Here is a 22,441-nt window from a genome sequence, read left to right as displayed (position 1 = left end):
GAAGGAAGGGGGTCGACCGACCCGCCCGGATCGGTCGACCACTCCGGCCAGGGTTAGCGGCGGTGGATAACCGGTGCGCTACAGGGCCATGAAGGGAATGCGACGGTTCGGCGTCCGTTCCGCGACGGCCCTCAGACCGCCCAGACGATCAGGTCGGCGATCGCCGGCTGGACCTGGGCCGGCGCCAATCCGTGCAGTTCGACGGTGCCGCCATCGCCCAGGACCAGCAGCGCGTCGCCGTCGTCGGCCACCTGCACGGCATAGGTCGTGCCGGCGGCCAGGACGATCCGGTCCTCCGCCGGGTCGAAGTCCAGGATCACGTCGTGGCCCGAGCCGGCGGCGAACACGAAGCGGTCGGCACCGTCGCCGCCGGCCAGCAGATCGTCGCCGCGGTCCCCCGACAGGGTGTCGGCCCCGGCACCGCCCTCCAGCGTGTCGTTATCCTGGCCGCCGGCCAGGCGGTCGTTGCCGGCGCCGCCGCGGATGCTGTCGGTGCCGCGATTGCCGGCCAGCAACAGGTCGTCGCCGTCGCCGCCGTCGATGCGGTCGCCGAAGGCGCCGGCCAGGATGAAGTCGGCGCCGTCGCCACCCAGCAGGATGTCGAACCCGGCACCGCCCAGCAGCAGGTCGCCGGCGGAGCCCCCCTCCAGCACGTCGTCGCCGTCGCGCCCCGACAGGGTGTCGGCGGCATCGCTGCCCACCAGATGGTCGCCGATGGCCGTACCGACGAGATCGTAGGGGCCTTCCAGCACCGCGTCCGCGCGCGCGTCCAGGTTCTGGATGCGGCCGTCGGCGTCGGCCGGCGTTTCGGCCTGGGCGAACGGGGTGTCGGCATATTCCGCGGCCAGATGCCAGGCGAGTGCCCCCTGCTCGGTCACCGGCCCGGCGCCGTCGGCTAGGTCGACGCGGTCGGCGAAGTCGGGGTCGGCCGCGATGAAATCCACCAGCGGGTAGCCGTCGCCGTTCTCGGCCAGGAAGGCGATGGTGACGATGCGGACCGGCAGGTCGGGCAGGCCGACCAGTTCGCCGTCGCGCGCCAGGACATCGGTCACGTGGCCGTCGCCGTCGACCAGGGCCGCCGACAGGATGCGATCGCCCGAAGGCCGGTCGGCATCGAAGCTGAAGCGGATCCCCGAGACCTGGGGGAACTGGCCGGGCACGCCATCCGCCAGCGCATGCTCCAGTGTCGCCAGCAACTGCGCGCGGCTCAACGTGACGGTCGTCAGGCGGTTGTCGAAGCGCAGCACGCTGTCGATGTCGAGGCTGGAGATGTCGCCCTCCGCCTTGCCGACCGCGGCATTGGCGGCCGAGGGCAGGAAGCGGTAGGTGCCGTCCGCCTCGTGGCTGATGCGGCCGATCGATTCGCCGATGGCGCCCGCATTCTTGAAGGCCACTTGCACCAGCGGGTCGATCGCGCGGGCACGCGCGAGGTCGGCATCGGTGACGAGGTCGCCCAGGTTGGTCTCCTCGCTCGTCACCCGCTCGGCCCGGCCGTCGAGGAAGACCGTGCTGCGGCCGGCGATGTCGCCATCCTTCTCAAAGATCACGTCGCGCGCCGCGCCGATCAGGTCGGCCACCACGCCGCCGCGCGTGCCGGGCGCATAGGGATCGGCCGCCCCCCACAGTTCGGCGACGGCAGCATCGGTCGTCGGCACCACGCCGGCCGCGCCTTCGGCCACGATCCGGCCAGCATCGTCGAACGACAGCTCGAGCCGGCCGACGCCGTTGTAGCTGGCCGCCGTCGAGACCAGCAGCACCGGGTCGCCGTCGGCGCCGCTGAGGCGCACGGGATACTCTGCCGGCGCCGTGTCGCTGCCGTCGACGATGACCACGTCGACGCCGGCCAGCAGCGGCGCCAGCGCCTTGCCGGCCGCAACGTCGCCCAGATTGGCCAGCAGCACGATCTTGTCGATGCCCTGGTCGCGCAGTTCGTCGACGACCGATTGCAGCAGGGCCGCCAGCGACGCCAGATCGGGCGTGTCGGCGACGGTGACGCCGCCCGACGACGAGATGAAATCGAGCTGCGGGTTGGTGAAGCCGACGACGCCGACGCGCTCGCCCGCCACCTCCAGGATGGTGGCGGGCGCGATCTTTGCCCCGTCCGCCGCCCCGTCCAGATCACCCGGCACCGGCGCGAAGTCGCCGCCGTCGCGGATCGCGCCGGTTACCAGCGGCACCATCGCGGCATCGCCGGACGCGTCGAGATTGGCCGAAAGATAGGGGAATTCCACCCCCAGCCAGCGCACGCCCGCAACGCCCAGGCCGGCGCCGTCGGTCCCGATCGCACCCGCCAGCACGCCGGTGCCCTGGTCGAATTCCTGGTTGCCCAGGGCCGATGCCTGGATGCCGATCGCGTTCAGCACCGCCACGTCGACCCGCCCGGGTGCGGCGGCCAGCCCGGCGAAGGACCCGGCCGGCAGTCCGAACCGCGCATCCTCGGCCGCCGTCAGGGCATCCTCGACGGCCGGATCGCCGCCGGCCGTCAGCAATGGTCCGGGAAACAAGTTGCCACCAACCGACAGCACCAAGCTGTCCGGCTGCTGGCGCACCAGCCCGTCGACGATCGCCGCCAGGCGCTGTGCGCGGTCGAGATTGGCGGTTTCGAGTTCGAAATCGCCGACATGGACGATCTGGAAGGTGACTGCGGCCATCAATTCCCCCTGATTGGCCGCCAATGTGCCACGGGCACCCGCCCTACTGGAATCGAAAGGGCGGCCGCGGCCGCCCTTTGATTCACCGCACGGGCGAGTGCCGTCAGTGGCGCAGGATCTGGCTGAGGAAGAGCCGGGTGCGCTCGCTCTTGGGATCGTGGAAGAACTGCGACGGGGGGGCCGTCTCAACGATCTCGCCCCGGTCCATGAAGATCATCGTGTCGGCGACGGTGCGCGCGAAGCCCATCTCGTGGGTGACGCAGACCATGGTCATGCCGTCCTCGGCCAACTGCACCATGACGTCCAGCACTTCCTTGATCATCTCGGGATCGAGCGCCGACGTCGGCTCGTCGAAGAGCATGATCTTCGGCTTCATGCAGAGGCTGCGGGCGATCGCCACGCGCTGCTGCTGGCCGCCTGAGAGCTGGCCCGGATACTTGTTGGCCTGCTCGGGGATCTTCACCCGCTCCAGTAGCTGCATGGCCGTCTGCTCGGCCTCGCGCTTGGGCACCTTGCGCACCCAGATCGGCGCCAGCGTGAGGTTCTCCAGCACCGTCAGGTGCGGGAAGAGGTTGAAGCTCTGGAACACCATGCCGACCTCGCGGCGGATCTGCTCGACGTTCTTCACGTCGTTGCCGAGTTCCACCCCGTCGACGATGATCTGGCCCTTCTGGTGTTCCTCCAGGCGGTTGATGCAGCGGATCATGGTCGACTTGCCCGACCCGGAGGGGCCGCACACGACCACGCGCTCGCCACGGCGGACCTGGAGGTTGATGTCCTTCAGGACGTGGAATTCGCCGAACCACTTGTTGACCTGGCGCAGCTCGATCATCACCTCGCCGCCGAGTTCGGCACGCGGGGCCAGTTCGTGTGCCTGCATGGCTTGCGTCATCGCCGGGTTCCCTTGTTGAGGTCGCGTTCGAGCGCCTGACTGTATTTCGACATCGAATAGCAGAAGATGAAGTAGATCGCCGCCGTGAAGATGTAGAGCTCGATCGAGAAGCCGCGCCAGTTGAGGTCGGTCAGGGCCGCCTTGGCACTGTTCAGCAGGTCGAACAGGCCGATGACGATGACCAGCGTCGTGCTCTTGAACAGGCCGATGAAGTTGCCGACCAGCGGCGGGATCACCATGCGGAGCGCCTGCGGCAGGATGATCTTGCGCTGCTTGTGGAAGAAGCCGAGGCCCAGCGAATCGGCCGCCTCGTGCTGGCCGCGGGGAACCGCCTGCAGGCCGCCGCGGACGATCTCGGCGATGTAGGCCGCCTCGAACAGGATGAGCCCGACCTGGGCGCGCAGCAGCTTGTCGATGCTGACCCCGTCCGGCAGGAACAGCGGGAAGATGACCGACGCGGTGATCAGCACGGTGATCAGCGGCACGCCGCGGATCAGCTCGATATAGGCGACGCTGAGCCAGCGCATGATCGGCATCTCCGACCGCCGCCCGAGCGCCAGCAGGAGGCCGATGGGGAAGGCGAAGATGCAGCCCGCCACCGCCATGATGATGGTCAGCGGCAGCCCGCCCCAGTCGAGGTTCGAGACATAGGTCAGGCCGAAGACGCCGCCCCACATCAGGACACCGACCGCCACCAGCCCGACCGCCCAGTAGGCCATCAGCCAGCGGGACCACAGCCGCCGGTCGCAACTGCCGATGATGAGGCCCAGGAGGATGACGGTGGCCGCCAGGGGCCGCCACTGCTCGGCATAGGGATAGGTGCCGAAGAAGATGAGGCGATGCTTGTCGGCGATGAAGGCCCAGCAGGCCCCGGCGCCGGCGACCTTGCAAGGCGCCGAGTTGTCGGCGACCCAGACCGCCCGGATGATGGCCCAGTCGATGATGCCCGGCACCGTGGTGACGATGGCGGCACCGGCCAGGATCGTCAGGATCGAGCTGAAGACGTTGCCGAACAGGTTCTTGTGCATCCACCCGATGACGCCGATCTCGATCGCCGGCGGGCGGAGGGACGGGGCGGCCTGGCCGCCATGCGCGATTTCGGCCATGGCTCAGCGCTCCACCAGCGCGACGCGCCGGTTGTACCAGTTCATGAAGAGCGAGATCGACAGGCTGATGGTCAGGTAGACCGCCATGATGATGGCAATGCCCTCGATCGCCTGGCCGGTCTGGTTGATCGTCGTGTTGGCGAGATGCACCAGGTCGGGATAGCCGATGGCCACCGCCAGCGAGCTGTTCTTGGTGAGGTTGAGGTACTGGCTGGTCATCGGCGGGATGATGACGCGCAGCGCCTGCGGCAGGATCACCAGCCGCAGAACGACCCCGCGGCGAAGCCCAAGCGCGTAGGCGGCCTCCGTCTGTCCCTGGGAGATGGCGAGGATGCCGCCACGCACGATTTCGGCCACGAAGGCCGAGGTGTAGATCACCAGGCCCAGCAGCAGGGCAATGAACTCGGGCGAGATCTCGGCGCCGCCGGTGAAGCTGAAGCGGCTGAGCTTGGGCCAGTCGAAGGTCGTGGGCGCCCCGCCCACGAGCCAGCCCAGCCCCCCCAGGCCGACGATCATGCCGATGCCGGCCCAGAGCTTGGGAAACTGCTGCCCCGTGGCCTCCTGCCGTCGGCGCGCCCAGTTGGCCGTCAGGAACGCTGCGACGGTTCCGGCCAGGGCTCCGGCAGACAGCAGGGTCCAGCCGGGTGCCGCGGCGGGCACCGGGAACCGCAGGCCGCTGTTGGAAAGATAGAGGCCGGTGACCGGCTGGAGCGCCTCCCGGAAGGTCGGCAGCATCTCAAGGAAGATCATGTACCAGAAGAAGAGCTGCAGCAGCAGCGGCGTGTTGCGCACGACCTCGATGTAGATCGAGGACATCTTGCGGACCAACCAGTTCTGGGACAGGCGGGCGATGCCGATGGCGGTGCCCAGGACGGTGGCGATGACGATGCCGATCGCCGAGACGTAGAGCGTGTTGACGATGCCGACCAGGAGTGCCCGCGCATAGGTGTCGGCGGGCGTGTAGTCGATGAGCGCTTCGCCGATCGGGAAGGCCGCCTCGCGGTCCATGAACCCGAAGCCCGATGCCAGGCCGAGGCGCCGCAGATTGGCCAGCGTGTTGTCGACGAAGTACCAGATGCCGGCCGCGACGGCGGCCAGGGCCAGAGCTTGATAGACGACCGCGCGCACGTTGCGGTCGTTCCAGGAGAGCCGCCAACGGGCATGGCCCGGGCGACCGCCATACTGGACGGCCATAGCGTATCCCCCTTCCGCGATGAAGCCGGAACTGTCCGCGGCACGCCGCCGTCCCCCTCCCCGGGTCGGCGGCGTGCCGCGTTCAGATACTGGTCGGGCAGATCGGGCCGGGCTTACCGGAACGGCTGCGAATACTGCAGGCCGCCACGGGTCCACAGGTCGTTCAGGCCGCGCTCCAGCTTCAGGGGCGTGCCCTTGCCGACGTTACGGTCGAAGATCTCGCCGTAGTTGCCGACCTGCTTGATGATGTTGAAGGCCCACTTCTCGTCGACGCCCAGCGCCTTGCCGTTGCCGGGGGTGACGCCGAGGAAGCGCTTGATGTTGGGGTCTTCGCTCTTCAGCATCTGCTCGAGATTGGCGGAGCTGATGCCCAGTTCCTCGGCCTCGATCGTGGCATAGACCGACCACCGCACGATGTCGGCGAACTCCTCGTCGCCGTGCCGGACCGTCGGCGCCAGCGGCTCCTTGGAGATGATCTCGGGCAGGATGATGTGGTCCTCCGGCACCGGGGCGTCGACCGCGCGCAGCGACGCCAGGCCCGAGGCGTCCGTCGTGTAGACGTCACAGCGGCCGCTGAAGTAGGCCGCCTTGATCTCGTCGAACTTCTCGATGACGACCGGCTTGAACTGCATCTTCTGGGCGCGGAAATAATCGGCCAGGTTCAGTTCGGTGGTGGTACCGGGGGTGACGCACACGGTGGCGCCGTTCAGTTCCTTGGCGCTCTTCACGCCGAGCTTCTTGGGCACCATGAAGCCCTGGCCGTCATAGAAGGTGACCGGGGCGAAGTTGAAGCCGTTCACCGTGTCGCGCGTGAGCGTCGCCGTCGTGGTGCGCGACAGCATGTCGACCTCGCCCGACTGGAGCGCCGGGAAGCGCTGCGGCGAAGTGGTCGACACATAGCGGACCTTGGTGGCATCGCCGAAGATCGCGGCCGCGACGGTGCGGCAGAAATCGACGTCCAGGCCTTCCCAGACGCCCTGGTTGTTCGGGCGCGAGAAACCGGCGGTCGCCTGGCTGACGCCGCAGATCAACTGTCCGCGCTGCTTGATGGTGTCCAGGGTCTTGCCGGCCTGCGCCGGTCCGGCGACCGTCGCCGCGAGTACGGCGCCGGCAGCGATAATGCTGAGCTTTTTCATATTTTCCCACCTTCCCTGAAACGGTTGCTTTGCCCTTATCTCGCCCCTGCCCCCGCACACGGACCCAACTAATATTGACATCCGGCCCGTACCCCCTGCGGAACCTGGGCAATTGAATTACGATACCACCCCACGCGCCGAAGGCAATCGGCACCAGGAATGCGGGAGACGAGGCTTGAACGACCCCACTTTGGGCAATGACGCATGCGGGGCGGCCGTGCAGGAGCCGTGCCAGCCATTGCTGGACGCCATCACGTTCGACGATCGCGGCCTGGTGGCCGTGGTGGCCCAGCAGCACGACACGGGCGAGGTGCTGATGGTCGCCTGGATGAATCGCGAGGCCGTGGCCGAGAGCGTGCGCACCGGCCGCGTCTGCTACTGGTCGCGGTCGCGCGCTCGCCTGTGGCGCAAAGGGGAGAGCTCGGGCCAAGTGCAGCGCCTGGTCGAGTTCCGCGTAGACTGTGACGGCGACACCCTGCTGGCGCTGGTCGACCAGGCTGGCGTCGCTTGCCACACCGGCCGGCGCAACTGCTTCTTCCGGGCCTGGCGCGACGGCGAACTGCGCACGGTCGCCCCGGTGCTGGTCGCCCCCGACGCCCTCTACGGCCCCGGCGCGTCATCCGACAAGGACCGCTTCTGAGCATCGGGCGAAGGTTGCGACGCCATCGCGCTTCTCATTCGCAGGCCAGCCGTGCCATGGGTGGCGCTTCTGGCGTGATCGGAGTCGACCGGCAAGCATGGCGAGCCACCACAAGACCATCCTGGTGACGGGCGGGGCCGGCTTCGTCGGCTCACACCTGGCCATCCTGCTGAAGCGCGACCGGCCGGGCGCGCGGGTGCTGGCCTTCGACAACCTGAAGCGGCGCGGCAGCGAACTGGCGCTGGCCCGGCTGGCGGCCGGCGGCGTCGAGTTCGTGCATGGCGACGTGCGCCAGGCGTCCGACCTGGCCGACGCCGGGGCCTTCGACCTGCTGGTCGACTGTTCGGCCGAGCCTTCGGTGCATGCGGGCTATGCCGGCGGCGGCGAATACCTGGTCGACACCAACCTGGGCGGCACCACCCGTTGCCTGGAAGCGGCCCGCCGCCATGGCGCCGACATGCTGTTCCTGTCGACCAGCCGGGTCTATCCCATCGCCGGCCTGCGCGCGCTGCCGCTGGAACGGCGCGGCAACAGGCTCGACCTGGCGGCCGATGCCGCCGGCGTCGGCTGGTCGGCGACCGGCATCGCGCGTGCCTTCCCGCTTGATGGCGCCCGCTCGCTCTATGGGGCGACCAAACTGGCGAGCGAACTGCTGGTGCACGAGTACGGCGCCATGTACGGGCTGCGCACCGTCGTCAACCGCTGCGGCGTGCTGACCGGCCCGTGGCAGATGGGCAAGGTCGACCAGGGCTTCTTCGTGCTGTGGGCCGCCCGCCACCTCTATGGCGGGCCGCTATCCTACATGGGCTTCGGCGGCGAGGGGCTGCAGGTGCGCGACATCCTGCACGTGGCCGACCTGTACGCCCTGCTCGACCGGCAGCTAGGCCAGCTCGATCGGCATGCCGGTTGCACCTACAATGTCGGCGGCGGGCGCGATCTCAGCCTGTCGCTGCGCGAGCTGTCGGCGCTGTGCGGCACGCGCGGCGGTGACGCCAGGACCATCGGCGGCGTCGCCGATACCGCCCCCGCCGACGTGCCATGGTACGTCACGGATGCGGGCGAAGTGCGGGCGGCGACCGGGTGGGTGCCCGAACGCCCGTTGGACGCTATACTGGAAGAAGTGTTCCGATGGTTGACCGACCATCGGAGTCTGTTGGAACCCATTCTCGGCATGTCGGGCGGACACCGGACAAGCGGGCAGGGGCAGGAAAGCGAGGCGTGATGGCCGTCGCCATCGTCACAGGGTCGGCCGGGCTCGTCGGAGCCGCGGCCGTCCGCAAGTTTGCCGCCCAGGGCCTGGATGTCGTGGGCATCGACAATGATCTGCGTCGCCACTTCTTCGGCGAGGCGGCCAGCACCGCCTGGAACCGCCAGGTGCTGGAGCGCGAGATCCCCGCCTATCGCCACGTCTCGGCCGACATCCGCGACGCCGACGCCATCGACCGCGTCTTTGCCGACCATGCCGGGTCGATCAAGGCCATCGTCCATGCCGCGGCCCAGCCGTCGCACGACTGGGCGGCGCGCGACCCGATCATGGACTTCTCGGTCAATGCCAACGGCACGCTGGTGCTGCTGGAGGCGACCCGCAAGCACGCGCCGGACGCCGCCTTCGTGTTCCTCAGCACCAACAAGGTCTATGGCGACACGCCGAACGACCTGCCGCTGGTGGAACAGGAGATGCGGTTCGAGCTGGACCCGGCCCACCCCTACGCCCGGCACGGCATCGACGAGCACATGTCGATCGACGGCACGCTGCACAGCCTGTTCGGCGTCTCCAAGGCCGCGGCCGACCTGCTGGTGCAGGAGTATGGGCGCTATTTCGGCCTGCGCACGGCCTGCTTTCGCGGCGGCTGCCTGACCGGGGCCGACCATAGCGGCGCCGAGCTGCACGGCTTCCTCGCCTACCTGATGCGCTGCGCGGTCACCGACAAGCCCTATACCGTGTTCGGCCACAAGGCCAAGCAGGTGCGCGACAACATCCACGCCGACGACCTGGCCGCGGCACTCTGGGCCTTCGTCGAGCGGCCAAGGCCGGCCTCGGTCTACAACATCGGCGGCGGGCGCCACGCCAACTGCTCGATGCTGGAGGCGATCGCCGGCTGCGAACGGCGCACCGGCCGGCCGATGCGCTGGAGCTATTCCGACGACGCGCGCACGGGCGACCATATCTGGTGGGTCAGCGACACGCGGCGCTTCCAGGCGGATTTCCCCGACTGGCGCTACCGCTACGACCTGGACGGCATCCTCGACCAGATGCATGCGGCCGTGGAGCGAAGGCTGGCGCACGATGCCGCTTGAGGTCCGGTCGCTCGCCGAGTGGGAGAAGGCGGGCATCGCCGACCTCCTCTCCGTCGTCATTCCCGCCCACAACGAGGAAGGCCAGATCGAGGGCACGATCGACGCCCTGGTGGCAGCGCTCTCGGCCGCCGGCATCGCCCACGAGATCCTGGTCGTCAACGACAACAGCCGCGATTCGACCGAGGCCATCCTCCAGCGGATGGCGGCCGCCAACCCGGCCGTGCGCTACGTCAACAACCCCAAGCCCAACGGCTTCGGGCTGGCGGTGCGCACCGGCCTGGCGGAGTTCCGCGGCGACGCGGTGGCCATCGTCATGGCCGATGGGTCGGACCCGCCGGACGATTTGGTCCGCTTCTACCGCCGGCTCCAGGAAGGGTACGACTGCGTCTTCGGCACCCGCTTCTCGCGCGGCGGCAGCACGTCGGACTATCCCTGGCCCAAGCTGGTGATGAACCGCTTCGGCAACCAGGTGATCCGCAGCCTTTTCCTGATCCGCTACAACGACGTCACCAACGCCTTCAAGCTCTACCGCCGGTCGGTGATCGCGGGCCTGCAGCCGCTGCTGGCCTACCATTTCAACCTGACGGTCGAGCTGCCGCTGAAGGCCATCGTCCGCGGCTATCGCTACGCGGTCGAGCCCAACGGCTGGATCAACCGCAAGGAAGGCCTGTCGAAGTTCAAGGTGCGCGAGATGGGCTCGCGCTACCTCTTCATCATCCTCTATTGCCTGCTGGAGAAATGGCTGTCGCGGCAGGACTATCGCGACCGTCACGACCTGCGGGAAAGCCAGTTGCAGGTGTGGCACCGATGAACCGCACCGACATCCGGTTGCAGTTCGCCTGCTACCTCGTGGTCGGCGGCTCGGCCTTCCTGGTCGAGCTGGCGACCTTCCTGCTGCTGCTCGAAGCCGGCATGGCGGTAATCGCCGCCTCCGTCGCCAGCTTCGTCGTGGCGTCCGGCGCCAACTATGTCCTCTCGAACGTCATCGCCTTCCAGAGCGGCGGCATCTCGCGCGGGCAGGAGGCGCTGCGCTTCGCCTTCGTGGCACTGGTCGGGCTCGGCCTCAACACCGGCTTCGTCTGGCTGCTGCTGGCCCTGGGGGCCGCCCCCGTTCTGGCGAAGATCTCGGCCGTGGCGCCCGTCCTGGCCTGGAATTTCCTGGGTCGCCGGCTGCTGGTCTTCTCGGCCCGGATACCGGAGGCAAGCTGGCGGGTCGGCAACCGGCTTGCCGGTGGCGGACCGATAGACGACGCCCGAGTTCCGTAGGCCCGGCCCCCCTAGGCCCCCGGCACACCAGCCCCAACCGCCACAGACAGGACGCCGCTCCTTGCTCTCCGCCCGGTCGTTCGTTCTGGGCGCGGCGGCGCTGGTCGCCGTTGCCCATCTTTTCATCACCTGGACGGCGCCGCTGATCGATCAGCATGCGTTCCGCCAGACCCAGACCGCGCTCACCGTCTATTGGTACCTGCGCGACGGCATCGACCTGCTGCGGCCGCCACTGCCGCTGTTCGGCACGACCCACCCGTCCATCCCGCTCGAGTTCCCGCTCTACCAAGCGATCGCGGCGGCCATCCTGAAACTGCTGGGACAGGATTCGGTCGCGGCCGTGACGGCCGCCTGCCGGGGCGTGTCCTTCGCCTTCCACCTGCTGGCGGCCTGGCCGCTGCATCGGCTGGCGCAACGCCACTTCTCGACGGCGGCCGCAGACGGGGCCGTGCTGCTGTGGCTGGCCCTGCCCTATGCGGTCTTCTGGTCGACCAGCGCCATGATCGAATCCATGGTGGTGGCCCTGTCGCTGCTGCACATGGACCTGGTCGACCGCGCCAGCCGCTCGCCGCGGTTCGCGTCGTTGATCGCGCTGGCGGCCGTGGCCGGCGTGCTGGCGGCGATGGTGAAGGTCACGACCTTCGTCCTCTATCTGCCGGCGGCGGGCCTGCTCTATGCCATCGGCCGGCGGATCTGGGTCCCGTCCGAATGGCGGCTGCGGGACGTCAGCGTGCTGCTGTTCGCGGCCGCCCTGCCGATGATGGCGGCCTTCGCCTGGACCGGCTGGGCCGACCTGGTGAAGCGCGAGAACCTGGTCGGCGGGCTCGGCCTGGTGTCGCCCGAGATGCTGGAATGGAGCTTCGGCACCTGGGCGCAACGCCTGCAATTCGAATCGTGGAAGGCGGTCGCCATCACCGTCGGCATCACCGCGCTGGGGCTGCCCGCGCTGCTGGCGGTGGTCGTCGGGGGTCTCGGTTCGCTGAGCGATCCGCGCCGGCTGGCCTGGGCGCTGCCCGCCGCCCTCGGGCCGGCGGTCTTCATCAACCTCTACGTCGTCCACGACTACTACAGCTATGCGATCCTGCCGGTGCTGGTGGTGCTGGCGGCCTGGGGGCTGGTGGTCCTGGTACGGCTGCTCGGCCGGCGGACCTGGATCATGGCGCTGGCCATGCCGGCGCTGGTCGTGGCGACCTGGATCGACCTCGATTTGCGCTGGCGACCGCTGGAGGCGGCCCGCCGCGGCGATGCGCCCATCTATCTCGTCCGCCGCCTGATGCCGAACGCACCCCACTGGCCGGAAGCGGCCCGTCCGCTGGAGATCGCGCGCCACATCAAGGAGGGGAACTACCCCCCCGGCCCCATCGTCGTCACCGGCAACGACTGGATGGCCGACATCGCCTTCTATGCCGAGCGCCCGGCCTTCATGATCGGCAAGGACGCCGGCCACAAGCTGGGCGGCTGCTCACAGGACAACTGGAAGGCGATCCGGGCCGAGCGCCCCGTGCTCTTCATCAAGGTCCGGCCCGCACCCAACGAGTGCGAGGAGTCGGTGCCGATCCATGCCTGCACGATCGCCGACAACCGACGGTTCTGGATGGGCCGCTGCATGGCCGGCTCGTAGGGGAAGCGCCGCCCGCAAGCGGGAACGACCGGCGAGCCGTCTGGCCAGCCGGTCGTCTGGGGCAGCGGCGCAACCGGCGACAGCGTGTCAGAAGCTGTCCATGCCGTTGGCGCCGAGCTTGCCCTCGTCGAGGTTCGCGCCCTTCTTGCCCTCATCCATGTCGGCGCCGAACTTGCCGTCGTCGAGGTTCCGGCCGTACTTGCCTTCGTCCATGTTCGAGCCCTTCTTGCCCTCGTCCGTGTTCTGCCCGAACTTGCCGTCGTCAAGCATCTGGCCGAACTTGCCCTCGTCCATCGAGGCCAGCGCGGCACCGGCGAAGGTCACGGAAAGCAGGGCGGCGGCGATTGCGGTCTTGATCATCTTGGTCTCCTGTTGGATGGCCGGGCGGGTGTCGCACCGGGGTTGAGCGATAGTCGCCCCCACCGGCCGGGCGGTTTTGCCCCCTTCGGAAGAATTTCATGGCAATCGACTCATCCGGCGGCAACTCATGCGGCAGCCGGGCGCTGCGCATCCTCCACGTCATCCCGCATCTGCGCGCGGGCGGGGCCGCCGGCTCGATGGCCACCACCGTCCGTCGCCTCCAGGCGGCCGGGTTCGCGGCCGAGCACCGGGTCCTGCCGTTGGAAGCCATCGTCTCGCCCCTCATCCGGATCGAGCTGGCACGCGGCGGCGTCGCCCTCCTGCCCGGCCCGGCGGCCGAGACAGCCGCACTGGCCGCGACGGACGTGATCCTGCTGCACTTCTGGACGACGCCGGCCTCGCTGGCCTTCATCGAGCGCCTGCCGCCGCGGGTGCCCGTGGTCGCCTGGATCCAGGTGGCCGGCACCGCCCCGCCGCAGGTCGTGCCGCCAGCGCTCGCCCGGCGGGCCGACCGCATCCTGCTGACCGCGCCTTGCACCGCCCTTCTGCCGCCACTCGCCGGCATGACGCTGCCGGCGCCGGCTGAGGTGCTGCGCGCGCCGGCCAACCTGGAGCCGCTGCAAGGGCTGGCGCCGGTGCCCCATGCGGGCTTCGTCGTCACCTATGTCGGCACTGTCGGGCCCGGCAAGATCCACCCGGACTTCGTCGCGCTGTCGCTGTCGGCCGGCCTGCCAGACGCCCGCTTCGTCCTCTGCGGCGGCGGTGGCGGGGAACCCGCCCTGACGGCGGCGGCCACCGCAGCCGGCGCGCCGGAACGGTTCGACCTGCGCGGCCATGTCCGCGACCTGGTGCCGGTCCTGGCCGGATCGGACGTGTTCGGCTATCCGCTGGCGCCCGACACCTATTCCAGCAGCGACCGTAGCCTGCAGGAGGCGATGGCCGCCGGCCTGCCACCGGTGATCCTGCCATATGGCGGCATTCCCACCATGGTCGAGCATGAGGTGTCCGGCCTGGTCGTGCCGGAGCGGGAGTACGGCGCGGCCCTGGCCCTGCTGCATGCCGACCCCGGGCTGCGCGCTCGCCTGGGGGCCGGTGCGGCCCGCCACGCGCGCCGCGAGTTCGATGCCGGGCGCACCTGCGCCCGCCTCGCCGCCATCCTGGGCGAGGTCACCGCCGGCCCTGTCCGGACACGGCCGGCGTCGCCCGAGCCGCCACCACCCTTCCCGGCCGCCCGGCGCTTCGCCGACGCGCTCGGGCCATGGGGAAAGGCGTTTCGCGACAGCCTCGCGGGCGACGATCGGGCCGATGCGGCGATCGCCGCCCTGCCCGCCGATCAGGTGCGGGTCGAGGGCGGGCTGTTCCACCAGCGCAACGGCATGCCCGACGACGGCATGCTGCGCTACTGGACCGGTCTTGTGCTGGCCGCCGAAGGTCGCATCCCGGCAGCGGCCCGCGAACTCGCCGCCGCGATCGCAGCCGGTGCCGCAGTTGAGCGTGCCGGCCGCCGCCTGGCCAATATGCGCGATGACGGCGTACCGCCGGACCCGCTATCGTGACGGCCGAGCCGCGCCCCCCAACAGGCCCGCAGGAGCCCTGCCGCATGACCGCCGAACCACCCTGCTACCTGCACATCAACCGCAACCTGATCGCCCATGACGTGATCGACGGCGAGGTGGTTCTGGTGAACACGGTCAGCGGTTTCTACTTCAGCCTGCGCGGCACGGGTGCGGCCATGTGGGCCGGCATCGAGGGCGGCCGATCCATCGCGCAGGTAACCCAGTGGACCCAAGAGCAGTACGGGCTGGCGCCGGCCGAAGCCGCAGCGGCGGTGGCCGGCCTGGTCGAAGCGCTGGTGGCCGACGACCTGCTGCTGCGATCGGACCAGCCACCGGCGATCACCGCCGATCGTTCCGCCCTGCTGCCGGCGGCCGGTACGCCCTTCACGCCCCCGGTGGTCGAGCGCTTCACCGAGATGCAGGACCTGCTGACGCTGGACCCCATCCACGAGGTCGACGACCTGGGCTGGCCGCACCCGGCGGCCAAGACGACCTAGCAGCCCCGCATGGCCCACCCGCTGGTGAGCGTCGTCGTGCCGATCTTCGACGCGGGCGACCTGTTGCTGGAGGCGATCGCCAGCATCGCCCGCCAGGGGATCGACGATATCGAGGTCATCGCGGTCGATGATGGGTCGCAGGACGACCCGGCCACGCGGCTGTCCCGTGCCGCCCTGCCGGTCGTCCTGTTGCACCAAGCGAACAAGGGGCCGTCCGCCGCCCGCAACCGGGGGCTTTCCGTCGCCCGCGGGCGCTTCGTGACCTTCCTCGACGCCGACGACATCTGGCCGCGGCACAGCCTGGCCATCCTGCTGGCCGCGATCGAGGCCGACCCCGCCTGCGAGGCCGCGCACGGCCAGGTGCGGCGATTCCGGGACACCGTCGAGGGCGAAACGGACGGTCCCGCCACCCTTCTCGGCAAGGTCGCGGGCGGCTTCAACCTGGGCAGCGCCCTCTTCCGGCGCGAACTGGTCGCCCGCCTGGGCGGCTTCGACGAAACCATGCGCACCGCCGAGGACGTCGACTTCTGGGTCCGGGCGCGTGCCGCCGGCGCGGTGCGGACGACCCTGCCCGACGTCACCCTCTACTACCGGCGCGGGCACGGATCGCTGATGGACAAGATGGAGCCGCCGGTCCGGACGGCCGATCATCTGCGGCGCTGGCCGGTCATCCTTGCCCGGACCCTGCGCGCGCGGCGCGCGGGGGCGGTCCCGTGACGATCACCGCCGTCGTCTGCGTGCGCGACGGCGCCCTGCGGCTGCCGCGCGCGCTGGCCAGCATCCGCGCCCAGACCCGCCAGCCGGACGAGGTGCTGGTGGTCGACGGACGGTCGACGGACGGCACGGCGGAGATCGCGCGGCAGTGGGGTGCCCGGGTCGTTGAACAGTCCGGCCGCGGCTTGGCCGACGCCCGCAATCTGGCGCTGGCAGAGGCGCGTGGCCGACTGGTCGCGTTCCTCGACCATGACGACCGCTGGATGCCGGACAAACTGGCCCGCCAGGCGGCCGACCTCGCAGGCCCCGACGAGACCGCCTATGGCGTCGCCCACCTGCGCTTCGTGGCCGACGATGCGGACGGCACGCCGATCGACGGTCCCCGCGGGCTGCCGCGCCTGGGGCGCACGCCGGGGACGCTGGTGGCGCCGCGCGCGCTGTTCGACCGCGTCGGCCCGTTCGACCCGACGCTCGGCATGGGCTGCGACATGGACTGGTTCGTGCGGGCCGACGCGGCCGGCTGCCGGCGCGTGGCCGACCCGGCGGTCCTGCTGCTGAAGACGCTGCGGGCCGACGCCCTGTCGGCCGACCCTGCCGTCAACCGCGCGGCCGCCTTCGCGGTGATCGCCCGGCGCCTGCGCGACCGGCGGGCCGGCACGGACGAGGGCTGATCCGTCAGCGGCCGAGTGCCGCCAGCGCCCGGGCCGCCAGTGCCGCCAGTGCCGGGTCGCCGCCGTGCCGGCGCTGGCCGCCCCGCACCATCGCCAGCGCCTGCACCGCCCGTCCGCGCCCGATCAGGCGATCGGCCCACAAGGCGATGCCGGCCGGCGACAGGTTGCCGCTGCGCTGCTCGTAGACCAGCCGGTCATAGGCCCCATCGGCGGCCACGGCCGGGGGCGGACGAAGGGCCGAAGGCGCCGGATAGGCCCGACGCACCGCATCCAGCGGCGTCGAGCGGCCGGTGTGGGTGGCGCCCGCACCGAGCCCGAGATTGTCGACCATGTTGCGCGCCGGCACGACCGCCAGCCCGCCCGCCAGCAGGCGCGCATGCTCCCACTGCACGTCCCAGGTCGACCAGATGCCGGCCAGCACCCGGTCGACGCCGGCCAGATGGCGCCGCTGCTCGTCGGCGTCGGGCAGGACACGAGCCAGCCGGGCCAGGGCATCGGGCGCGCGATGATCGTCCGGCGGGTCACGGAAGGCAGCCCAGGCCCGTCGCCAGGTGGCCCAGCCCCACGAACTGCCGTAATGGGCGAAATGGTGCGACTGGCGGTCCGCCTGCCATTCTTCAAGCGGGTTGCTGGCCGTCACCATCATCACCCGCGGCTCGTCGCGGTAGCGGTCCAGCATCGCCTGGCACCAGGCAAGGCAGCCCGGCTGCGGCAGGCAGTCGTCCTCGAGCAGGATCGCCTGATCGACCGCGGTGAAAACAGCCGAGAAGGCCGAGGCCTGACGCTGCCGGCAGCCGAGATTGACCGCCGAATAGTCGCGTTCGACCCGGCAGGGCCAGTCGACGTCGGCCACGGCCGCCCGCGCCTCGGCAACGCCGGGGGCATCGGCCGGACCGTCTGCGAACAGGAACAGGCGGGGCGGCCGGGCGGCACGGATGGCCGCGAAGACGGCCCGCGTCGGCCCCGGCCGGTTGAAGACGGTCAGCGCCACCGCGGTTTCGCATGCCGGCCCGCCGGCTGATTGGCCCAAGTGACGCCCCCATCCGCTAGGTTGTGGACCCCGACGGCGATCCTCCCATAGAGTTCGGCCAGCTTCCCCGCGGCAAGGGAGGCCAGGGAGCTGCCAGATGCATGGTTGGTTGCGCCGCCTCGGTCCGCTCTGCTTCCTGATACTGGCATTTCCCGTGATCCTTGGCATCCCGGCCACGGCGATCGCCCAGGACCTGCCGCCGCTGCCGGCCGACATCAAGCGTCACGGGCTGCTGCGCGTCGGCGTCAACTGCGACTACCCGCCGGACGGCTTCGTCGACCAGAGCGGTCGCCCGGCCGGCATCGAAGTCGACCTCGCCCGGCAGATCGCCGCCTATGCCTTCGGCCGGCCCGACCGCATCGACGTGATCTGCGTCAGCGCCGCCAACCGCATCCCCTGGCTGGTCGGCCGCCGGCTCGACCTCGTCCTCGCCACCTTCAGCATCAACGAGGAGCGGGCGCGCCAGATCGCCTTCTCCGCGCCCTATGCCTGGGGGGTCAGCGACATGCTGGTGGCCGCCGACGGGCCGCTCGGCCGCCTCGACGACCTGGGCGGGAAGACGGTCATCGTCATCCGGGGCACCTGGCAGGTCGGCTGGTTCGAGCGCAACCTGCCGGAGGCGACGCTGCTGCCGCTCGACACGGTGTCGGAGGGGCTGCAGGCACTTCTCCAGGGGCGCGGCGCCGGCTTTGCCCACGACCAGGCAGTGCTGCAGGCGCTGGGAAACAAGAACCCGCGCGTCCGCCTGCTGGGCGAGCCCTACCAGCTAGGCCATCGCGGCGCCGGCATGCGGCAGCAAGAGCCCGAATGGGTGGCCTATGTCGACGCGGCCATCGCCCGGGCCAGGCGCGACCGCATCGTCGAGCGATCGGTGCGCCGCTTCGTGGAGCCGGCCCAGGTCGATGCGGCCCTCGCCGCCTGGGACCTGGCCACGGCCCCAGCCCAGGTGCGCTGACCGCCCATGCCGCAGGAGCCCGCCGAAGCCCAGATCGACGCCGTCGCCCGCTCGCCCTTCTTCGACGCGCGCGGCTACTGCGCCGCCATCGGCCGGCAGTTGGCGACCCGGACGCAGGCCGCCCGCCACTACCTGGCAAGCGGGGTCCGGGCGGGGATCGCGCCCCACCCCTTCTTCCACCTGCCCTGGTATCGCAGCCAGCACCCCGAACTGGGGGCCGGCGATCCGCTGGCACATTACCTGCGCGGCCATCCGGCCCGGCGCAGCCCGCATCCCTTGTTCGACCCGGCCTGGTATCTGGAAGCCTATCCCGACGTCGCCCGCAGCGGCATGGACCCGGCCCTGCATTATTGGCACCACGGCGCGCGCGACGGCCGGGACCCGGGCCCGAGCTTCGCCACCGCGGACTATCTGGCAGCCCATCCCGGCATCGACCTGGCCGCGATCCACCCGCTCGAGCATCATCGCCGGCAGCGCGCCATGGACCGGTTCCGACCGCTGGGCCGGATCACGGTCCTGCGCCATCCCCTGCGGGTACCGAGCGGCGCCACCTTCCCGACCCGCCTGCGCCTCGACAATGACGGCCTGGCCGGCTGGACGCTGGAGGGCGACGGCCCGGCGCGGCTCGGGCATCGCTGGCTGCGCCTGGCCGATCGCGGGCCGGTCGCCGACGGTCGCACGCCGCCGCCCGTCGCGCTGGCACCGGGCGGGCGCTTCTGGATGGATGGATGGATGGCAGCCCCGCCCGAGCCCGGCCACTATCTCGTCCAGCTCTGCCTGCTGCCGGCGGACTCCCCCTGGCCCGCCATTGCCGCGGCCGGCGACGTCGCCTGGCTGAAGGTCGAGGTGCGGGCCGGGCTTCCCCTGACCGCCATCCAGCGCTGGCATCGGGGCACGGCGATCCCGGCCGAGGTGCTGGAGGAGGAAGCCCGCCTGCAATCGGACCGCGCCGAGGACGGCCACCTGCCGCTCGCCCGGCGCATGGCCGAGACGGACGCCGCCCGGCGCCAGGCGGCCCGGCGCCCTTTCTCGGCCGGCACGCGCCCGGTCATCCGCTGGATCAAGGGCGACGGGCAGGACGACGTGGTGACGCAGGCCGCCATCGCGCTCGCCACCCGCCTCTTCGGCGACCGGGTCGACTATTGCCTCTGCACCAACGGTATCTCCGGCGCGCGGGCGCGCGCGATCCTGGCCCATGCCGAGCAGCCGGTGGAGCTGTGGCCGGTCGCCGCTGCCGACAACCCCTGGCTCGCGGGCCGGCTGGGCGCCGCCGGCTGCTATCCCGACCGCTATGGCTACTGGTGGAAGTGGTTTCCCGAGCGCGTCCGCCCGGACGCGCCCGAATGGATACTCGACGGCGACATGGTGATCACCGGCGCGCCGGACTGGTTCGAGGCGTGGTGCGAGGGCCGCGACCGCCTGCGCGTGACGCAGGACGATCGCTGCATCCCCGCGCGCGCCTATGGCGTCTACAAGGACCAGGTGGACCGGGCCCTCCTGCTCTATTCGGGCCTGATCTCGCTACCGCCCGGACAGGGCTTCCGCGCCGGCTTCGAAGCAGCCCTCGACCGGCCGCCGCTGCCGGCCGGCCATGACGGGCGCCGGGACGTGGAAGAGCAGGGCGTGGCCGCCGTCGCCTTCCAGCAGGCGGGCGCCTTGGCGATCCCGCTGAACGTGTTCCCGTTCGGCCGGCGCGCGCAGGACGGGCTCGACTTCGGCCTGGCCGGCGACCAGGGCCGGGCCTGGGGCTATCACTTCAGCTATGCCTTCCACGGCCACAACCCGCACTTCGGCCGCATGGTGGCGGCCGGCATGCTGCCCGACTGCACCCGCGAGCCACCGGTGCCGGCGCGCTTCCGCTGGCTGGCCAATCGCGGCCAATGGGGCGACCCCGGGCAGTCGCCGTCGGCCGTCTCCACCGCCCGCATCCTGGACGCCGCCCGCCCCTTTGCCGGCCAGCCGGTGCTGGAGATCGGCACCTCGCGCGGACACCTGACCGCCATGCTGGCGGCACTGGGCTGCATGGTGACGAGCGTCGACATCGCCCGCCGGGGTGCGGCCGACAATCTGGACGGCATGGGGGTGGAACTGGTCGTCGATGACGGCCGGCATTTCCTGGAGGCATCCGGCCGCCGGTTCGCCCTGGTCCTCATCGACCTGCATGGCAACGGGCCCGAGGTATGGCAGACGCTATGGCCAGCCGCCGTCGCGGCCGTGCTGCCGGGCGGGCGCCTCGTCGTCAACAACACCAACCTGTCCGAGGTGCCGGTCTGGCACGCCGAGACCGGCCTGCGCGACGTGATGCCGGCGGCGATGGACGGCTGGACGGTCGAGCACTTCGCCCGGCCCCTGCCCGGCCTGGCGATCTGGAGCCGGGCTGGCTGACCGCCGACTACGAAGCCGGGGCCAGGATCAGCCCTTCCTCGATCCAGCGCTGGCGCTTGCGGTAGATGGTGGACGGGCTGATGTCGAGCAGCTCGGCCGCGCGCGGGATGTTGCCGGCGCAGAGCTGGATCGCGCGCTCGATCGTGTCGCGCTCGATGACGGCCAGCGGGCGGATCGAGCCGATGTCCTCGGCCACGCCGCTGCCGTTGGCCGGGTGGGCGACCGTCGTTGCCGTCAGCGGCGGCGTCCGGCTGGCGCCGCTCGATGCCAGTGCCACCGGCAGCATCTGGGGCAGCACCGTCTCGCCGTCATGCAGCACGACGATGTTGCGGATCACGTTCTGAAGCTGGCGGACATTGCCCGGCCAGTCGTAGGACAGCAGCGTCGCCTCGACCTCGGGCGCGAAGCCGCGGAAGCGCTTGCGCTCTTCCTCGGCGAAGCGGGTCAGCAGGTGGTTGGCCAGCAGCAGCACGTCCTCGCCGCGCTCGCGCAAGGGCGGCATGTGGATCGGCACGACATGCAGCCGGTAGAACAGGTCCTCGCGCAGGCGGCCGGCCTGCACCTCGGCCAGTGGGTCGCGGTTGGTGGCGCAGACGAAGCGCAGGTCGGCCGTTTCCTCGTGGTTGCCGCCCACCCGCACGAAGCTGGAGGTCTGGAGGAAGCGCAGCAGCTTGCTCTGCAGCGACAGGTCCATCTCGCACAGCTCGTCCAGGAACAGCGTGCCGCCGCTGGCCCGCCGGGCGGCGCCGTCGCGGTCGGCGGTGGCGCCGGTGAAAGCGCCCTTCACATGGCCGAAGATCTCGCTCTCGATCAGCTCGCGCGAAATGGCCGCGCAATTGAGCGCGACGTAGGGGCCGGTGCGGCGGGGGCTCAATTGATGGATGGCCCCGGCGCACAGCTCCTTGCCGGTGCCGCTCTCGCCGGTGATGAAGACCGTGGCCCGGCTGGGGGCCGCGCTCTCGATGATGCGATAGACCTGCTGCATCGGCAGCGACGTGCCGATCAATCCCGCCAGTCCGGTGCGATCGTAGGTCTCGCGATAGGTCTCGACCATCGACAGCAGCTTCTGATGGGCAAGGCCGTTGCGCAGCGTCACCTTCAGCCGGTCGGGGTCGAACGGCTTCATCAGGAAGTCGTGCGCGCCGTTGCGCATCGCCTCGACCGCGGTATTGATCGAACCATGGGCGGTGATGACGATGACCGAGCAGCCGTAGCCGTTGGTCGTCACCTCCTTCAGGATATCCATGCCCGCCATGTCGGGCAGGTTGAGGTCGAGCAGGACGGCCGACGGGGCTTGGCTGCGGATCGCCGCGATCCCCTCCTGCCCGGTGGTCGTCACCATGACGCGCACCGGCTCGCGCCGCAGATATTCGACATAGAGCGCCGCCAGCGACGGCGTGTCTTCGATCAGCAATACGAGGGGACGGGAATCCGACATCATTCCAACCGCAGCGAACGGTTGCCAGGGG

20 protein-coding genes are annotated in these 22,441 nt (G+C 70.5%); 12 read left to right on the top strand and 8 right to left on the bottom strand.

Annotation, left to right across the window (positions count from 1 at the left end):
• Positions 1 to 131 precede the first annotated feature (131 nt).
• The 5 genes from STVA_RS07275 to STVA_RS07255 all read right to left on the bottom strand — a co-directional run bounded on the left by STVA_RS07275 (position 132) and on the right by STVA_RS07255 (position 6,979).
• Positions 132 to 2,651, bottom strand: a complete 2,520-nt coding sequence (locus tag STVA_RS07275; protein WP_123689271.1) for a 5'-nucleotidase C-terminal domain-containing protein — start codon at positions 2,649 to 2,651, stop codon at positions 132 to 134.
• A gap of 103 nt (positions 2,652 to 2,754) precedes the next feature.
• Complete coding sequence (locus STVA_RS07270) at positions 2,755 to 3,543, bottom strand: amino acid ABC transporter ATP-binding protein (protein WP_276330458.1); 789 nt, start codon at positions 3,541 to 3,543, stop codon at positions 2,755 to 2,757.
• Entirely contained in the window at positions 3,540 to 4,649 is a 1,110-nt protein-coding gene (locus tag STVA_RS07265; RefSeq protein WP_197735811.1) for an amino acid ABC transporter permease, read from the bottom strand. Before STVA_RS07265 ends, STVA_RS07270 begins: the two co-directional genes overlap by 4 nt.
• A gap of 3 nt (positions 4,650 to 4,652) precedes the next feature.
• The gene (locus STVA_RS07260; RefSeq protein ID WP_123689272.1) at positions 4,653 to 5,843 is read right to left on the bottom strand and encodes an amino acid ABC transporter permease; all 1,191 of its coding nucleotides are present in this window, start codon (positions 5,841 to 5,843) and stop codon (positions 4,653 to 4,655) included.
• A gap of 113 nt (positions 5,844 to 5,956) precedes the next feature.
• Positions 5,957 to 6,979 (bottom strand): amino acid ABC transporter substrate-binding protein, encoded by a 1,023-nt coding sequence (locus STVA_RS07255; protein WP_123689273.1) that lies wholly within the window; start codon positions 6,977 to 6,979, stop codon positions 5,957 to 5,959.
• A gap of 217 nt (positions 6,980 to 7,196) precedes the next feature.
• Here STVA_RS07255 and hisI point away from each other — a divergent pair, with 217 nt between their 5' ends.
• From hisI to STVA_RS07225, 6 genes are all read left to right on the top strand, one after another.
• Positions 7,197 to 7,619 (top strand): phosphoribosyl-AMP cyclohydrolase, encoded by a 423-nt coding sequence (gene hisI, locus STVA_RS07250; protein WP_123689274.1) that lies wholly within the window; start codon positions 7,197 to 7,199, stop codon positions 7,617 to 7,619.
• 97 nt (positions 7,620 to 7,716) lie between these two features.
• Positions 7,717 to 8,841 (top strand): NAD-dependent epimerase/dehydratase family protein, encoded by a 1,125-nt coding sequence (locus STVA_RS07245; RefSeq protein WP_123689275.1) that lies wholly within the window; start codon positions 7,717 to 7,719, stop codon positions 8,839 to 8,841.
• A complete protein-coding gene (locus STVA_RS07240; protein ID WP_123689276.1) occupies positions 8,841 to 9,917 on the top strand; it encodes an NAD-dependent epimerase/dehydratase family protein in 1,077 nt (358 codons plus the stop codon). Before STVA_RS07245 ends, STVA_RS07240 begins: the two co-directional genes overlap by 1 nt.
• Positions 9,907 to 10,728 (top strand): glycosyltransferase family 2 protein, encoded by an 822-nt coding sequence (locus STVA_RS07235; protein ID WP_123689865.1) that lies wholly within the window; start codon positions 9,907 to 9,909, stop codon positions 10,726 to 10,728. The genes STVA_RS07240 and STVA_RS07235 overlap by 11 nt, the downstream gene beginning before the upstream one ends.
• Entirely contained in the window at positions 10,725 to 11,183 is a 459-nt protein-coding gene (locus STVA_RS07230) for a GtrA family protein (protein WP_170216412.1), read from the top strand. Before STVA_RS07235 ends, STVA_RS07230 begins: the two co-directional genes overlap by 4 nt.
• A 61-nt stretch (positions 11,184 to 11,244) precedes the next feature.
• On the top strand, positions 11,245 to 12,804 hold the full coding sequence (locus STVA_RS07225; protein ID WP_123689278.1) for a glycosyltransferase family 39 protein: 1,560 nt from the start codon (positions 11,245 to 11,247) through the stop codon (positions 12,802 to 12,804).
• A gap of 87 nt (positions 12,805 to 12,891) precedes the next feature.
• On the opposite strand, the gene STVA_RS07220 is transcribed toward STVA_RS07225, so the two are convergent.
• Positions 12,892 to 13,164, bottom strand: coding sequence for a hypothetical protein (locus tag STVA_RS07220; protein ID WP_123689279.1), 273 nt, complete (start codon positions 13,162 to 13,164; stop codon positions 12,892 to 12,894).
• Positions 13,165 to 13,262: 98 nt separating this feature from the next.
• Here STVA_RS07220 and STVA_RS07215 point away from each other — a divergent pair, with 98 nt between their 5' ends.
• The 4 genes from STVA_RS07215 to STVA_RS07200 are packed head-to-tail and all read left to right on the top strand — an operon-like array spanning position 13,263 to position 16,602.
• Complete coding sequence (locus STVA_RS07215) at positions 13,263 to 14,720, top strand: glycosyltransferase family 4 protein (RefSeq protein ID WP_123689280.1); 1,458 nt, start codon at positions 13,263 to 13,265, stop codon at positions 14,718 to 14,720.
• Between the two features lie 44 nt (positions 14,721 to 14,764).
• Positions 14,765 to 15,217: a PqqD family protein gene (locus STVA_RS07210; RefSeq protein ID WP_123689281.1), complete on the top strand. Its 453-nt coding sequence runs from the start codon at positions 14,765 to 14,767 to the stop codon at positions 15,215 to 15,217.
• Between the two features lie 9 nt (positions 15,218 to 15,226).
• Positions 15,227 to 15,934, top strand: coding sequence for a glycosyltransferase family 2 protein (locus STVA_RS07205; RefSeq protein ID WP_123689282.1), 708 nt, complete (start codon positions 15,227 to 15,229; stop codon positions 15,932 to 15,934).
• Positions 15,931 to 16,602 carry a glycosyltransferase family A protein gene (locus STVA_RS07200; RefSeq protein WP_170216413.1) on the top strand — a complete coding sequence of 224 codons (672 nt, stop codon included), beginning with the start codon at positions 15,931 to 15,933 and terminating at the stop codon, positions 16,600 to 16,602. The genes STVA_RS07205 and STVA_RS07200 overlap by 4 nt, the downstream gene beginning before the upstream one ends.
• A gap of 4 nt (positions 16,603 to 16,606) precedes the next feature.
• On the opposite strand, the gene STVA_RS07195 is transcribed toward STVA_RS07200, so the two are convergent.
• Positions 16,607 to 17,593 carry a glycosyltransferase family 2 protein gene (locus tag STVA_RS07195; RefSeq protein ID WP_123689284.1) on the bottom strand — a complete coding sequence of 329 codons (987 nt, stop codon included), beginning with the start codon at positions 17,591 to 17,593 and terminating at the stop codon, positions 16,607 to 16,609.
• Positions 17,594 to 17,729: 136 nt separating this feature from the next.
• Between STVA_RS07195 and STVA_RS07190 the strand changes: the two genes are divergently transcribed.
• Both STVA_RS07190 and STVA_RS07185 read left to right on the top strand, forming a co-directional pair.
• Positions 17,730 to 18,587 (top strand): transporter substrate-binding domain-containing protein, encoded by an 858-nt coding sequence (locus tag STVA_RS07190; protein WP_123689285.1) that lies wholly within the window; start codon positions 17,730 to 17,732, stop codon positions 18,585 to 18,587.
• A gap of 6 nt (positions 18,588 to 18,593) precedes the next feature.
• Positions 18,594 to 20,972 carry a hypothetical protein gene (locus STVA_RS07185; protein ID WP_123689286.1) on the top strand — a complete coding sequence of 793 codons (2,379 nt, stop codon included), beginning with the start codon at positions 18,594 to 18,596 and terminating at the stop codon, positions 20,970 to 20,972.
• A 7-nt stretch (positions 20,973 to 20,979) separates the two neighbouring features.
• Here STVA_RS07185 and STVA_RS07180 read toward each other — a convergent pair whose 3' ends face one another.
• The gene (locus tag STVA_RS07180) at positions 20,980 to 22,413 is read right to left on the bottom strand and encodes a sigma-54-dependent transcriptional regulator (protein WP_197735810.1); all 1,434 of its coding nucleotides are present in this window, start codon (positions 22,411 to 22,413) and stop codon (positions 20,980 to 20,982) included.
• Positions 22,414 to 22,441: the final 28 nt, after the last annotated feature.

It is taken from the genome of Stella humosa, assembly GCF_006738645.1.
GTDB lineage: Bacteria > Pseudomonadota > Alphaproteobacteria > ATCC43930 > Allostellaceae > Allostella > Allostella humosa.
The sequence above is the reverse complement of the archived record's forward strand: the minus strand, read 5'-3'. Positions and strand labels throughout refer to the sequence as shown.